General features: G+C 70.1%; 11 protein-coding genes and 2 riboswitches. Of the genes, 6 read left to right on the forward strand and 5 right to left on the reverse strand.

All coding sequences use genetic code 11. The features are described 5' to 3' along the window. Positions 1-62 precede the first annotated feature (62 nt). The 3 genes from ACN263_RS11455 to ACN263_RS11465 are packed head-to-tail and all read right to left on the reverse strand — an operon-like array spanning position 63 to position 1,614. Positions 63-659 carry a histidine phosphatase family protein gene (locus ACN263_RS11455; RefSeq protein ID WP_422739775.1) on the reverse strand — a complete coding sequence of 199 codons (597 nt, stop codon included), beginning with the start codon at positions 657-659 and terminating at the stop codon, positions 63-65. Beyond that, positions 656-1,420 carry a CbtA family protein gene (locus ACN263_RS11460; RefSeq protein WP_422739776.1) on the reverse strand — a complete coding sequence of 255 codons (765 nt, stop codon included), beginning with the start codon at positions 1,418-1,420 and terminating at the stop codon, positions 656-658. Before ACN263_RS11460 ends, ACN263_RS11455 begins: the two co-directional genes overlap by 4 nt. After that, positions 1,411-1,614, reverse strand: coding sequence for a CbtB domain-containing protein (locus ACN263_RS11465; RefSeq protein WP_422739778.1), 204 nt, complete (start codon positions 1,612-1,614; stop codon positions 1,411-1,413). The genes ACN263_RS11460 and ACN263_RS11465 overlap by 10 nt, the downstream gene beginning before the upstream one ends. Before the next feature lie 57 nt (positions 1,615-1,671). Further along, positions 1,672-1,745, reverse strand: a riboswitch (cobalamin riboswitch). Between the two features lie 175 nt (positions 1,746-1,920). Further along, positions 1,921-2,134, forward strand: a riboswitch (cobalamin riboswitch). Between the two features lie 139 nt (positions 2,135-2,273). Between ACN263_RS11465 and ACN263_RS11470 the strand changes: the two genes are divergently transcribed. Together ACN263_RS11470 and ACN263_RS11475 are read left to right on the forward strand one after the other, a co-directional pair. After that, positions 2,274-4,655, forward strand: coding sequence for a ribonucleoside-diphosphate reductase subunit alpha (locus tag ACN263_RS11470; protein ID WP_422739779.1), 2,382 nt, complete (start codon positions 2,274-2,276; stop codon positions 4,653-4,655). 53 nt (positions 4,656-4,708) lie between these two features. Continuing rightward, on the forward strand, positions 4,709-5,704 hold the full coding sequence (locus ACN263_RS11475; protein ID WP_422740679.1) for a ribonucleotide-diphosphate reductase subunit beta: 996 nt from the start codon (positions 4,709-4,711) through the stop codon (positions 5,702-5,704). Positions 5,705-5,866: 162 nt separating this feature from the next. Here ACN263_RS11475 and ACN263_RS11480 read toward each other — a convergent pair whose 3' ends face one another. Together ACN263_RS11480 and ACN263_RS11485 are read right to left on the reverse strand one after the other, a co-directional pair. Further along, complete coding sequence (locus ACN263_RS11480; RefSeq protein ID WP_422739780.1) at positions 5,867-7,681, reverse strand: family 43 glycosylhydrolase; 1,815 nt, start codon at positions 7,679-7,681, stop codon at positions 5,867-5,869. Positions 7,682-8,091: 410 nt separating this feature from the next. Next, positions 8,092-8,862, reverse strand: a complete 771-nt coding sequence (locus ACN263_RS11485) for a FadR/GntR family transcriptional regulator (protein WP_422739781.1) — start codon at positions 8,860-8,862, stop codon at positions 8,092-8,094. A gap of 150 nt (positions 8,863-9,012) precedes the next feature. Here ACN263_RS11485 and ACN263_RS11490 point away from each other — a divergent pair, with 150 nt between their 5' ends. The 4 genes from ACN263_RS11490 to ACN263_RS11505 are packed head-to-tail and all read left to right on the forward strand — an operon-like array spanning position 9,013 to position 13,331. Next, positions 9,013-10,281: an ABC transporter substrate-binding protein gene (locus ACN263_RS11490; RefSeq protein ID WP_422739782.1), complete on the forward strand. Its 1,269-nt coding sequence runs from the start codon at positions 9,013-9,015 to the stop codon at positions 10,279-10,281. Between the two features lie 5 nt (positions 10,282-10,286). Beyond that, positions 10,287-11,267: a carbohydrate ABC transporter permease gene (locus tag ACN263_RS11495; protein ID WP_422739783.1), complete on the forward strand. Its 981-nt coding sequence runs from the start codon at positions 10,287-10,289 to the stop codon at positions 11,265-11,267. A 41-nt stretch (positions 11,268-11,308) separates the two neighbouring features. Further along, positions 11,309-12,094 (forward strand): carbohydrate ABC transporter permease, encoded by a 786-nt coding sequence (locus ACN263_RS11500; RefSeq protein WP_422740681.1) that lies wholly within the window; start codon positions 11,309-11,311, stop codon positions 12,092-12,094. Position 12,095: 1 nt separating this feature from the next. Continuing rightward, on the forward strand, positions 12,096-13,331 hold the full coding sequence (locus ACN263_RS11505) for a mandelate racemase/muconate lactonizing enzyme family protein (protein ID WP_422739784.1): 1,236 nt from the start codon (positions 12,096-12,098) through the stop codon (positions 13,329-13,331). Positions 13,332-13,360 lie beyond the last annotated feature (29 nt).

Here is a 13,360-nt window from a genome sequence, read left to right on the forward strand (position 1 = left end):
TCCGTTCCGGTCCGGCTGCCCCGAATCTGGGGCAGCTCGACAGGGGCCGTGGTGAAGGTTCGTCACCCCTTCGCCCATGCCGGCGCCGCGTCCAGGCGGAGGTGCCAGTGTGGGCCGTGGTCGGTGAGGTGGACGATCGCCAGCGGCGCGACGTCGAACTGCCGGTACGTCGCCAATGGCAGACCCAGGGCGTGCACGAGCGCGACCCGGATCACGAGCGGGTGGGTGACGGCCGTGACCCGTCGGCCGACGCCACGCTGGGCGTCCAGCCACCGACCGACGCGCCGTCGCAGCGCGACGATCGACTCACCACCGTGCGGCGCGGCGTCCGGCGTGGACAGCCACTCGCGCAGCGCGTCGGGCCGCTCCGCCGCGATCTCCGCGAGGGGTCGGCCGGTCCAGTCGCCGTAGTCGCAGTCGGCCAGCGCCGCCTCGACGGTGGGCGCGAGGCCGAAGATCTCGGCGGTCTCGACGGCCGCCGCCGCAGGGCTGGACAGACATGCCACGGTGTCGCCCGCCCGCCGGCCGGTGTCGGCGGGGGAGAGGGCGAGGGCGGCCCGCCGGCCGCCCTCGTCCAGGTTGTCGTTTCCACCGAACCGGTTCTGCCGCAGGGCCGCGGTGTGACCGTGGGCAACCAGCCGTAGGCGGGTGACGCTCACCCGGCCAGTCGTGCGCCGGCGGCCGCCAGCCGCCGGTGCATCAGGGCGGCGAAGAGCAGGCCGATCCCGGTCCACAGCACGGTCTGGGTGCCGAGCGAGGCGAGCCGGAAGCTCCACAGCAGCGTCGCCGGGAAGTCACCGGGGACCTCCTGGAACGACGGCAGCACCACGTACGACACGACGGTGACCAGCAGGAACCCACCGACCGCGGCACTGGCCCGCAGCCAGACCGGCGCGTGCTCGCCCACCGATCGGTAGCCGAGCGAACCGGACCAGACCGCGACCAGGCCGAGCACCACCATCAGCAGGTAGGTGACCGTGCGCTGGTCGATGGTGGCGGGGTCGCCGACGGCCGGCGGATTCGGCGGGTACTTGAGGAACGGCACGATCACCGCGCCGAGCAGCGCGCCGGCGGCCAGCAGCAGCCCCGACCGGCCGTCGTCGACGGTGCGCCGACGACGGGCGAGCAGGACGTACGCGGTGGCCAACAGGCCGCCCATGGCGACTCCGAACAGGCCGGTGGCCAGGAAAAGACCGCCGCGTTGCCCGTTGCGACCGACCACGGCGTCCTCGCCGTGCTGGTGCCCGTCGGCGGCGGGCTCGGCGTGCGTGGCCGCCTCCTCGATGGCGATGGCCGCCTCGACGTGTGGCTCTCCGACGACGTAGGCGAACGTCCCGGCGAGCAGGCCGGCCACCAGGCCGGCGAGCAGCCCGCGCAGCAGGACCGTGACGAACGTGGGTGCGGTGCCGGTCAGTGGCACGGGACACCGAGCAGGTGCCGGCCGTCGTGCATCAGCTCGTGCAGGTACGTCCCGCTGCGCGAGACCGCCCCCTGGTCGAAGGCGACGAGGTAGGTCAGCAGGGCGAGCGCGGCGACGGTGGCCAGCACCGTCCACAGCAGACGGGTCGGGACAGCGGGGTGCGCCAGCGGCTGGCTGGACGTGGAACTGGACATGCGTGACGAACCTCCTCGGGGATGACGCGTCCCCATCGCAAGGCTGCGGACGAGCGAGCGTCCTGGCTCGCAACCCCCGGGCTGGGGGCCGCTCACAGTGGCGCGACCGCGCCGGATTCTCACCGGCTTCCCTCGCGTCGCCGCAGATAGTGGGTCGACCGTATCCGGGCCGGATGGGTCGGTCAAGCCGATGGCGGCGGTCGGCGGCAACGCCGGCCGATGGACCGATCGACGACGGCCGTCACCGTTGAGCGCGACACGCCGAGCCCGACATGTGGGGTGTGACAAACGTGCCCGCCCCTATATATGGTGTCGACCGCAGCTGGTTCGGTCGCTCGTCAGGAGTGGCCGAGGCAAGAGGGAACCCGGTGGAAATCCGGGACTGCCCCGCAGCGGTGAGTGGGAACGACCGCCGTCATCGGCACTGGGCCACCGGCCTGGGAAGCGACGGCCAGTAGGTGACCGGGTATGCCCGGGCGCGCCCGCGAGTCCGAAGACCTGCCAGCGCGCCGCGTACCCGAGCCCGGGCGCGCGGTGGTCCGAGGCCGCGTGGGACGGCCGACGCCAGCCGACCCATGCCGTACGGGCGTGGCGTTCGACGGTGTCGGTCTCCTCGTGTCCGAGGGCCCTGGAGGTCCCGAACTCGCGAGGAGCAAGTGGTGACAGTCACCGAGGTGGTCCCGGTCAACGGCGAAGCCCCGCGCTCGGTTCCCGTGCGGGTCCGTACCCGCGACGGCGGTACCGAGGCCGTGGACGTGCACCGGATCGTGCGGACGGTCGAGCGGTGGGCCGACGATCTGCCCGACGTCGACCCGATGCGGGTGGCGACCCGTACGATCAGCGGCCTGTACGACGGCGCGACGACGGCCGAGCTGTCCTGGTTGACCATCCAGACCGCAGCCGAGCTGATCGGCGTGGAGCCGCAGTGCTCGCGCCTCGCCGCCCGGCTGCTCGCCAGTGAGGTGGACCGGGAGGTACGCCGGCAGGACATCGCGTCGTTCAGCGCGGCGATCCGGACCGCTCATGCCCAGGGCCTGATCGGCGACGACACCGCCGCGTTCGTCGCCGCGCACGCCCGGGTGCTCGACGACGCCGTGGACGCCGACGGCGACCGCCGCTTCGAGTACTTCGGCCTGCGCACGGTCTACGACCGGTACCTGCTGCGCCACCCGACGAGCCGCCAGGTGCTGGAGACCCCGCAGTACTGGCTGCTGCGGGTGGCCTGCGGCCTGTCCCGCGCCCCGGACGAGGCAATCGACTTCTACCGGCTGATGTCCAGCCTCGCCTATCTGCCCAGCTCGCCGACGCTGTTCAACTCCGGCACCCGACACACCCAGATGTCCTCGTGCTACCTCGTGGACTCGCCGCGCGACGAGTTGGACTCGATCTACGCGCGCTACGCCCAGGTCGCCAGCCTGTCCAAGTTCGCCGGTGGCATCGGCATCGCGTACTCCCGGGTCCGGTCCCGGGGCGCGCTGATCCGTGGCACGAACGGACAGTCCAACGGCATCGTGCCGTGGCTGCGCACACTGGACGCCAGCGTCGCGGCGGTCAACCAGGGCGGCCGGCGCAAGGGCGCGGCCTGCGTCTACCTGGAGCCGTGGCACCCGGACATCGAGGAGTTCCTCCAGCTACGGGACAACACCGGTGAGGACGCCCGGCGTACCCACAACCTCAACCTGGCCAACTGGATCCCGGACGAGTTCATGCGCCGGGTCGAGGCGGACGAGATGTGGTCCCTGTTCGACCCGAACGAGGTGCCCGAACTGCCGGACCTGTGGGGAGAGCGGTTCGACGCGGCGTACCGGGCCGCCGAGGCGCAGGGCCGCTACGTGCGGCAGGTCCCGGCCCGCGAGCTGTACGGGAAGATGATGCGGACCCTCGCGCAGACTGGCAACGGCTGGATGACCTTCAAGGACGCGTCCAACCGGCTGTGCAACCAGACCGCCGAGCCGGGCAACGTGGTGCACCTCTCCAACCTCTGCACCGAGATCGTCGAGGTGTCCAGCGACGACGAGACCGCCGTCTGCAACCTCGGTTCGGTGAACGTCGCCGCCCACCTGACCGACGACGGCATCGACTGGGAACGGCTGCGTGCCACCGTCCGGACGGCGGTGACGTTCCTCGACCGGGTCATCGACATCAACTACTACCCGACCCCGCAGGCGGCGGCGAGCAATCCCCGCTGGCGGCCGGTCGGGCTCGGGCTGATGGGGCTGCAGGACGTGTTCTTCGCGTTGCGGTTGCCGTTCGACGCGCCGGCCGCCCGGGAGCTGTCCACGCGGATCAGCGAGGAGCTGTACCTGACCGCGCTGGAAACCTCCGCCGACCTGGCCCGCCGGTTCGGCGCGCACCCGGCGTTCGCGCAGACCCGGGCCGCGCGGGGGGACCTGCAACCGGACCTGTGGGGAGTCGAGGGTACGCAGACCGCGCGCTGGGACGCGCTGCGCCAGCAGGTGCGGGAGTACGGGCTGCGCAACTCGCTGCTGGTGGCGGTCGCGCCCACCGCGACGATCGCCTCGATCGCCGGCTGCTACGAGTGCGTCGAGCCGCAGGTGTCCAACCTGTTCAAGCGCGAGACGCTGTCGGGGGAGTTCCTCCAGGTCAATACCGCTCTCGTGCGCGAGTTGAAGGCCCGCGGCCGGTGGACCGAGCAGATCCGTTCGGCAATCAAGCGGGCCGACGGCTCGGTGCAGTCCATCGCGGAGCTGCCGGCCGACGTGCGGGAGCTGTTCCGTACCGCGTGGGAGCTGCCGCAGCGGGCGCTGATCGACCTGGCCGCCGCCCGCGCGCCGTTCATCGACCAGTCCCAGTCGCTGAACCTGTTCCTGGCGTCGCCCACCATCGGCAAGCTCTCCTCGATGTACCTGTACGCCTGGAAGTCCGGGCTGAAGACCACGTACTACCTACGGTCCCGGCCGGCCACCCGGATCCAGCAGGCCACCGTCAGCGCGGTGCCGCCCCTCGCTCCCGTCGCCGTCGACGCCGAGGCGCTGGCCTGCTCGCTGGAGAACCCCGAGTCCTGCGAGGCGTGCCAGTGACCGTCGCCGACACCACCACGACCGACAGCACCACCGACGCGAGGACCACGCACATGCTGCTCGACCCCGGGATGGACCTGACCCTTCGTCCGATGCGCTACCCGCACTTCTTCGACCGGTTCCGGGACGCCATCCGCAACACCTGGACGGTGGAGGAGGTCGACCTGCACGCCGACCTGGCCGACCTGGACCGGCTGTCACCGGCCGAGCGGCACCTGGTCAGCCGCCTCGTCGCGTTCTTCGCCACCGGCGACACGATCGTCGCCAACAACCTGGTGCTCAACCTGTACCAGCACGTCAACAGCCCGGAGGGTCGGCTCTACCTGTCCCGGCAGCTGTTCGAGGAGGCCGTGCACGTCCAGTTCTACCTCAACCTGCTCGACACGTACGTGCCGGACGAGAGCGAGCGGTTCGCGGCCTTCGCCGCCATCGAGAACATCCCCTCGATCCGTCGCAAGGCGGACTTCTGCTTCCGGTGGATCGACTCCCTGCACGACCTGCGGGAGCTGCGTACCCGCGAGGACCGACGGGCCTTCCTGCTCAACCTGATCTGCTTCGCCGCCTGCATCGAGGGGCTGTTCTTCTACGGCGCGTTCGCGTACGTGTACTTCCTGCGCTCGCGGGGTCTGCTGCACGGGCTGGCCTCCGGGACCAACTGGGTGTTCCGCGACGAGTCGATGCACATGGCGTTCGCGTTCGACGTGGTCGACACCGTACGCGCCGAGGAGCCCGACCTGTTCGACGACGACCTGGCCGACCAGGTCCGCCGGATGCTCACCGAGGCGGTCGAGTGCGAGGTCCAGTTCGCCGAGGACCTGGTGGGTCAGGGGGTGCCCGGGCTCACCCTGGCGGACATGCGCCAGTACCTCCAGCACGTCGCCGACCGCCGTCTCGCGCAGCTCGGGATCGCGCCGCACTACGGGTCGGCCAACCCGTTCGCCTTCATGGAGTTGCAGGACGTGCAGGAGCTGTCCAACTTCTTCGAACGGCGGGTGTCCGCGTACCAGGTCGGGGTGACCGGCACGGTCGCCTTCGACGACGACTTCTAGAACCCCCACCCCACCCCCGCCCCGCCCCGTCGATCATGAAGTTGTTGCGCCCCTATCGGCGTGTCGGGGGCATTAACTTCATGATCGACGTCGGCGGCGGACGGGGTGTGGGGATGGGGTGGGGGTGTTCTTGGGGGTGGGGAACGGGGGACGTGGGAGGGGTCAGGCGGGGGTGCAGGTGGGGGTCGTGGTGGGCGGACTGGACGAGGTGATGGAACTGAGGTAGCCGGCGGTGGTCGACGCGCCCGGCGCGAGTTGGCCGTTGTAGCCGGCGTTCGCGACGGTCACCTGACTACCCGACTGGGTGAGGGTGCCGTTCCAGACCTGGGACACCGTCTGGCCGCTGGCGAGCGTCCAGGTGACCCGCCAGCCGTTGAGCGCGGCCGACCCGGAGTTGGTGACCGTCAGCCGTCCCTCGAAGCCGCCCTGCCAGGTGTTCACCACCGTGTTGGTGACCCCGCAGGACGCCCCACCCGGACCGGTCGGCGTCGGCGTGGGAGTGGTCGTGGGCGTCGGAGTGGGCGTGGGCGTCGCGTCCACCGGCGGGGTCGGCGTCGGGGTCGGAGTCGGGGTGGGCGTCGTGCCGTTGGCCTGGAACTGCCACCAGTTGATGTTGAACAGGGTGCCGCTGCCGCCGGTGAACCGCAGGTACAGGTCCTGGGTGCCGGTGGCGCCGGAGACCGGGCAGGAGACGGTCTGCCAGGTCTGCCAGCCGCCGGTGCCGGGTACCGCGCAGCTGCCCACCCGGGTGCCGGTGGGACCACCGAGGCGCAGTTCGATGGTGCCGCCGGACGTCGCCGACGCGACTCGGGCGGAGAAGGAGGTCGCGCCCGTACCGAAGCCGACGCCCTTGACCTTGACGTAGTCCCCGTTCTCGATCCACCCGACGTTCATCCCGCCCTCGCTGGCGGCCTCGGTCTCGATGCCGGAGCCCCAGGCGATGGTCTCGGCCTCCTGCCGCACGTACGGGTTGAGCGTGCCGATCTGCGGCGCACCCGTCGTGGTCATGTTGATCGTCGGGATGGTGCCGTTGGTGTTGTAGGTGAACTTCTCCACGGCGACCGAGCGGGTGTAACCGCCACCGCCCGGCAGCGCCCCGTTGTGGTAGAAGAAGTACGAGCCGCCGTTGAAGTCGATGACTCCGGGGTGGTTGGTGAAGCTCGCTCCCTGGCGGGGCATGACCGTGCCACGGTAGGTCCACGGGCCGGTCGGGCCGGTGGCGGTCGAGTATCCGATGAACTCGGAGCAGCACTCCGCCGCGAACACGTTGTAGTAGATGCCGTTGCGCTTGTAGACCCACGGGCCCTCCTCGTAGAGGGTGGGCCGGCTCGCGTTGCCCGTCCGGGTGCCGAACCCGGCGGTGGTGAGCGGGATCTTGGTGGCGCTGCCGCTGTAGGAGATCATGTCCGCGTTCAGCCGGACGTACCACAGGTTCGGGTTGCCCCAGTACAGGTACGCCTGGCCGTCGTCGTCGATGAAGACCGTCGGGTCGATCTCGCCGTTGCCCACCAGGGGACGGCCGATGGCGTCCCGGAACGGTCCGGTGGGGCTGTCGGCGACCGCGACGCCGATGGCCATCGAGTTGGTGGCCCGGGCGGTGACCGGCACGTACCAGTAGAACTTGCCGTTGCGGGCGACGACCTGACCCGCCCACGCGTTGGCGCTCGCCCAGCTGAACGTGGCGACGCTCAGCGGCGAGCCGTGGTCGGTCCAGTTGACCATGTCGGCCGACGACCAGACCCGCCAGTCCTTCATGGTGAAGTACGTGGAGCCGTCCTCGTCGTGGCCGGTGTAGAGGTAGACCCGTCCGTTGTGGACCAGGGGCGCCGGGTCGGCCGTGTAGATGTGCTGGACGATCGGGTTGTCTGCGCGGGCGGCCGTGGCCGGCATCAGCGTCGAGACGAGCAGCAGGCTCGCGAGCCAGGCGAGGCCGCGCCGGAGCCGGCTCGTGGTCCGCGGTGGCGGGGTGGGGCGCATCGGTACCTCCAGGGTGGGTCACGACGGGCGGGGCGGCCCGCCGCGTGCGCTGGCGGCGTGTCGCGGGTGTCGTCGCGGGTCGTTCGGGGTGGGGCTGCGGGGTTTGCCGCGAGCACGGCGGGAGGCGCTCGCGTGTCCACCCGTGGCTCCCGCGTGCGGCGGCCCGCCGTACGTCGACGGCGGTGGTCAACGTCCCTGCGGGAGGCCCGGTCACCCACCAGTGGGCGTTGGTCATGCACTGCTCCATCGACCTCGCTGGATCGGATGGAGCGGTGAAGCGTGCCCTTCGCCTCTGCGGCCCGAGGGTAGTCTGTTATCGCTAACATTCTCAAGCGATGGATGGACCTGGATTTCACGCCGCCGTCACCGGCGGGTCGGCGCAGGGTCGTACGCAGCGATGGAAAGGCTGGTCAGCGCTGCAGTCGAGTCGGGCTTCCCGGTCCGCTGCGACGTACCAGCCACGCCTCGGTGATGTGCGTGAACATCGCCTGGGCCGCGCCGTCGGGGTCGCGGGCGGCGATGCGCTCGTAGATGCGCCGGTGCCCCTGGTTCGACGCCACGCACATGGCTCGTTCGGGCTGGCCCATGTAGCGCGCGGTGTTGACGACCTGACTCTCCAGGGACCGGACGACGCCCCGGGCGATGCGGTTCCCGGACGCCTGCATGACCGTGTCGTGGAAGGCGCGGTCGTGCTCCTGGTAGGTGACGTGGTCGTCGACCAACTCGTCCATCCGGTCCACCAGCGCCCGTAGCCGGTCGATCGTGCCCTCATCGGCGAGGCGGGCGGCCACGTTGGCCATGTCGGACTCCAAAACCCGGCGGGTGACCACCAGGTCGTCCAGGATCGCCAGGGTGTCGTCCTCGGCGATGGTCGCCGCGAGGACGAGTTCGTCGAGCATGTCCCACGACGAGGGTGGGGTGACGAGCGTTCCGCTGCCCTGGCGGACCTGCACGAGCCCCTTCTCCTGGAGGATCTTCACCGCCTCCCGGATGACGGTCCGGCTCACCGAGAAGGTCTCGCAGAGCACCGGCTCGGGGGGCAGTGGCGTACCCGAGGGGTGTGCTCCCTGAACGATGCGGGTCACCAGTTCGGCGGTGATCGCCTGAGCCAGATTCGTCGGGCGACGCGTCCAGGTCGGGGTCGCCGAGCCGTTGAGGGCCGACCGGTTCGATGTCGTCACGTTCACCTCCGCGTAGCCGCGGGAGCGGGCCCACGAGTCCGCCCCAGTGTACGGGCAACCGTTGACGTCAGACGTCATACGAGTTACGTTCTCGTCAATCTTGCATCGACGGCCGTTCCCAGGCCACTCCCCATATGAAGGTGAGCAACGATGAAGCAACGAGCAGTCTGGTCCGCGGTCCTCGTTGCAGGGCTGGCGCTGACAGGTTGTGGAAGCGCGACAGGTTCGGGTTCATCGTCCGGAGGCTCGGACAAGAAGCTGGTCGTCTGGGACTGGAAGTCCGGTGAGGCCAGCTCCGCCCAGTACGTGGAGAAGGCCAAGGCCGACTTCGCCAAGAAGCACAAGGACGTCCAGGTCGAGTTCGTGGCGCAGCCCTACGACGAGTACTACACGCTGCTGGGCGCGGCCATCCAGTCGGGCAAGGGACCGGACGTCATCCTGTTCAACGGTGGCGGCCAGATCCGCGACCGGGTGGACTCGCTCCAGCCGCTCGACGAGTACGTGGGCGAGGACCGCCAACGGCTGGCCGGCTGGGAGGCGTTCGCCAAGGGCGGCAAGACCTACGCCGCACCGGTGACGCTCCAGGGCCACCCGATCTACTACAACAAGACGCTCTACGAGAAGGCCGGCCTCGACCCGGCGAAGCCCGCCACGACGTGGCAGGAGTTCGTCGCCAACTGCGGTGTCATCACCAAGCAGACCGGCGCCAAGTGCTTCGCCCTGGGCAACAAGGAGGGCTACGGCATCCAGTTCTTCCTGTCGGCCATGGCGTCGGGCGTCCTGACCCCGCAGGAGTACGACAACTGGATCGCCGGCAAGCGCGACTGGAACTCGCCGAACGTCAAGCGGCTCTTCGAGCTGTGGAAGGAGACCGGCACCGCCAAGCTGAACAATGACGGGGCCAACTCCACCGCCATGTTCAACGACGCGTTCGCCGTCTTCCAGTCCGGCAAGGCCGCCCACATGATCGGCCTGATGTCGGACATCGGGCACTGGAAGGACTTCAACGAGTTCATCACGCCCGAGAAGCTCGGCGTGATGATGGCCCCGACGGTGACCAGCGGCGTGACCCCCAGCCTGCCGTACGACGGTGGCATCGGGTACGCGGTCGCCAAGTGGACCAAGGACCCGAAGGTCGCCGCCGACCTGGTGCGCTCGCTGACCTCCACCGAAGCGCTGAAGGCGTTCTACGCCAACGCGGGCGCGATCACCGCGGACACCACCGTCGACGTGTCCGCGGGTGGCCCGTCGGTCACCACGATCGTCGGCGCGCTCAAGGCCGGCAAGCCGGCGGTGCACGTGGCGCTCTCCTCGAAGTCGCTCGACCTGATGGGCCGTCTTTCGCAGCAGTTGCTCAGCGGCTCGATCAGCGTGGACGAGGTCGTGAAGCAGATGGCCGCCTCGGACACGGCGGGCTGATCTCCGTGACGATCGGCAACTCGCTCCCGTCGGTCCGCTCGGCTTCGGCCGGGCGGGCCGGCGGGGTCCCGCCCTCCACGCCGCCGCCGCGCGACCGCGCCGTCTCCCGGCGCGCCGCCGGCGGCCGCCGCGCCGAACAACTGGCGCCCTTCGTGCTGGTCGCCCCGGCCGTCCTGATCCTCGTGCTGCTGCGGCTGTATCCGCTGGCGCTGGGCGTCAACTTCTCGTTCACCGGCGACGGCGACCGGGACGGGGCCATGGTCGGCTTCGACAACTACCTGGACCTGCTCCACGACCCGCTGTTCCGGCAGGCGCTGCGCAACGTGGGCCTGCTGGTCCTTCTTCTGCCGGTGGCGGTGGCCATCCCGGGTCTGCTCGCCACGTTCATCTACCTGCGCGTGCCCGGGCACCGGTTCTACCGCAGCGTGTACTTCTTCCCGGCGGTGCTGTCCCCGGTCATCGTCGGCGCGATCTTCAACCTGCTGCTCTCGTTCGACGGTCCTGTCAACGTTGTCCTGTCCACCGTCGGCATCGGGCCCGTGGACTGGCTCGGTGATCCCGACGTCGCCATGTTCGCGGTCGTGGGCGTCCACGTCTGGGCGACCTTCGGGATGGCCCTGGTCGTCTTCCTCGCCGGCTTCGCGACTTTGGACGCCGCCCTGCTGGACGCCGCGCGGGTGGACGGCGCGTCACTGGCCCAGGTGATCTGGCACGTGATCATCCCCAGCCTGACCCGCACCATCCAGTTCGTCTTCGTGACCACGATGATCGGGATGCTCACCTCGATGTTCGGCCTGCTCTACGTCATGACCAGCGGTGGTCCGGAGGGCTCGACCTACCTACCCGAGTACTACATCTGGATCCAGCAGGGCCGGATGAACCGCCCGGCGCTCGCGTCGGCGGCGTCCACCGTCCTGTTCGTCATCATGCTCGTCGTCGGGTTGGTGCAGCTCAAGCTGCTCCGACGCGCGGGAAGGGAGGACTGATGCCCCGCGTCCGACTCGGTAGATGGTTGCTCGTGATCCCGATGGGGCTGCTCGCGCTGGCGACGATCTACCCCCTGCTGTTCACGGCCAACGTGGCCATGAAGACCCGCCGGGAGTACATCCTCGACCGCTTCACGCTGGCGGACTCGCTGCGCTTCGAGAACATCACCACGGCGTGGACCAGCGTCGGCATGGGCCGGTACACCGTCAATTCGGTCATCGTCGTCGGCTGCTCGGTGTTCCTGCTGCTGCTGTTCGGGTCGATGGCCGGCTTCGCGCTGAGCCAACTGCGCTTCCGCGGCTCGACGGCGCTGTTCATCGGCTGCCTCGCGGCGCTCTTCATCCCGTTCCAGGTGATCATGGTGCCGCTGGCCCGGGTCATGGCGGACAGCGGTCTGGTCGACACGTACCCGGGGCTGATCCTGGCGTACGTCGCGCAGTTCCTGCCCTTCACGGTCTTCCTGATGACCAGCTACTACCGGACCATTCCGGCGGAGATCGTCGACGCGGCCCGGATCGACGGCAACACCGTGTACGGCGTCTACCGGCGGATCATGTTGCCGCTGGGCGCCCCCGCGCTGCTGTCCGTCGGCATCCTCGACACGCTGTTCTGCTGGAACGACGTGCTCATCTCGCTGCTGCTGATGCCGTCGGCCGACCACCGGACCCTGATGGTCGGGGTGACCTCGCTACGCGGGCAGTACTCGGAGGACATCCCCACCTTCGCCTCCGGGGTGCTCATCGCGGCGATCCCCGTACTGGCGGTCTACCTGTTCCTTCAGCGCCAGATCGCCGACGGCGTCGCCGCTGGTTCCACGAAAGGCTGACATGCGCATCACCGGGTATCGAACCCTGACGACGGTCCAGGAGTGGGGCCGACCCGTCGGCGACGCCAACGGGGTGTACCCCGACGGCGTCACCACGGTGCCGATCACCATCGTCGAGACCGACGAGGGGATCAGCGGCGTCGGCCTGGGGCCGCACGTGGAGATCGACGCGATCTTCCCGGCCATCGAAGGGGAAGATCCCCGCGCGGTGTCCACCCTGTACGACCGGATGCTGCGGCAGACGTTCAAGGCCGGCCACGCCGGCCTGGTGTTCGGGACGATCGGTGCGCTGGACACCGCCCTCTGGGACATCAAGGCGCAGTTGGCCGGTGAGCCGCTGTGGCGGCTGCTCGGCGGACGGGACCGCCGCGTCCCGGCGTACGCGTCGGGCCTCGACATCGGGCTGACCGACGACGAGCTCGTCGCCGAGTACGAGGTCTACGCCGGGTACGGCCTGCGGGCCGCCAAGCTCAAGGGCGGCCTCGACATCGAGCGGGACCGGCATCGGCTCGGCCTGGTCCGGGAGGTGCTGACCGAGGCCGGGCACGGCCGACGGCCGGGCCTGATGCTCGACGTCAACGAGGCGTGGTCACGCAAGCAGGCCGTCCGGCACGTGGCCGAGCTGGAGCGTACCCTCGATCTGATCTGGATCGAGGAGCCGGTCCGCCGCTGGGACGCCGAGGGCCTGGCCGCGGTGGGTCGGGGCGTACGGGCCTCGATCGCCACCGGCGAGAACCTCACCGGGCTCGAGCAGTACCGTCCGCTGATCGCGGCCGGCGCGGTCGACATCGTCCAGACGGCCGCCGTCTGGGGTGTCACCCACTTCCTGCGGGTCGCGGCCCTGGCACACGCGCACGACCTGCCGGTCAGCCCGATCGGCAACATTCCGGTCGGGCTCCTGCACGCCGCGACCTCGGTGCCGAACCACCTGGTCAGCGAGTTGCAGGATCTGCGACCGCCGGCCGGCATCGGCCTCGACCTGCACGTCGAGGACGGCGCATTCGTCCTGGGCGAGGCGCCGGGCCTCGGCATCCGGGTGGACGAGGCGGCGATCGCGGCCGCCGAACACCGCCCGGCCACCCCGACCGCCGACAGCCCGAACGTCCGCCCCGAGCGGGCCGGCAAGCGTCTGCTGGCGGCGGCCGAGCACCCGGTCACCGCCGTGCCGGCCGGGGTCGAGGCCCTACTCGTCGACGCCGTCGCGGCCCCGAACGACGTTGCGCCGCTGCGGCACTGAGCCGGTACGGGCCGCATCCGCACTGGACC

This window comes from Micromonospora sp. WMMD729 (genome assembly GCF_049315225.1).
GTDB lineage: Bacteria > Actinomycetota > Actinomycetes > Mycobacteriales > Micromonosporaceae > Micromonospora.

Coding starts and splice junctions, on each gene's coding strand:
- ACN263_RS11465 (WP_422739778.1), bottom strand. CDS start 1,614: ATGTCCAGTTCCACGTCCAGCCAGCCGCTGGCGCACCCCGCTGTCCCG.
- ACN263_RS11475 (WP_422740679.1), top strand. CDS start 4,709: ATGCTGCTCGACCCCGGGATGGACCTGACCCTTCGTCCGATGCGCTAC.
- ACN263_RS11480 (WP_422739780.1), bottom strand. CDS start 7,681: ATGCGCCCCACCCCGCCACCGCGGACCACGAGCCGGCTCCGGCGCGGC.
- ACN263_RS11490 (WP_422739782.1), top strand. CDS start 9,013: ATGAAGCAACGAGCAGTCTGGTCCGCGGTCCTCGTTGCAGGGCTGGCG.
- ACN263_RS11500 (WP_422740681.1), top strand. CDS start 11,309: ATGGGGCTGCTCGCGCTGGCGACGATCTACCCCCTGCTGTTCACGGCC.
- ACN263_RS11505 (WP_422739784.1), top strand. CDS start 12,096: ATGCGCATCACCGGGTATCGAACCCTGACGACGGTCCAGGAGTGGGGC.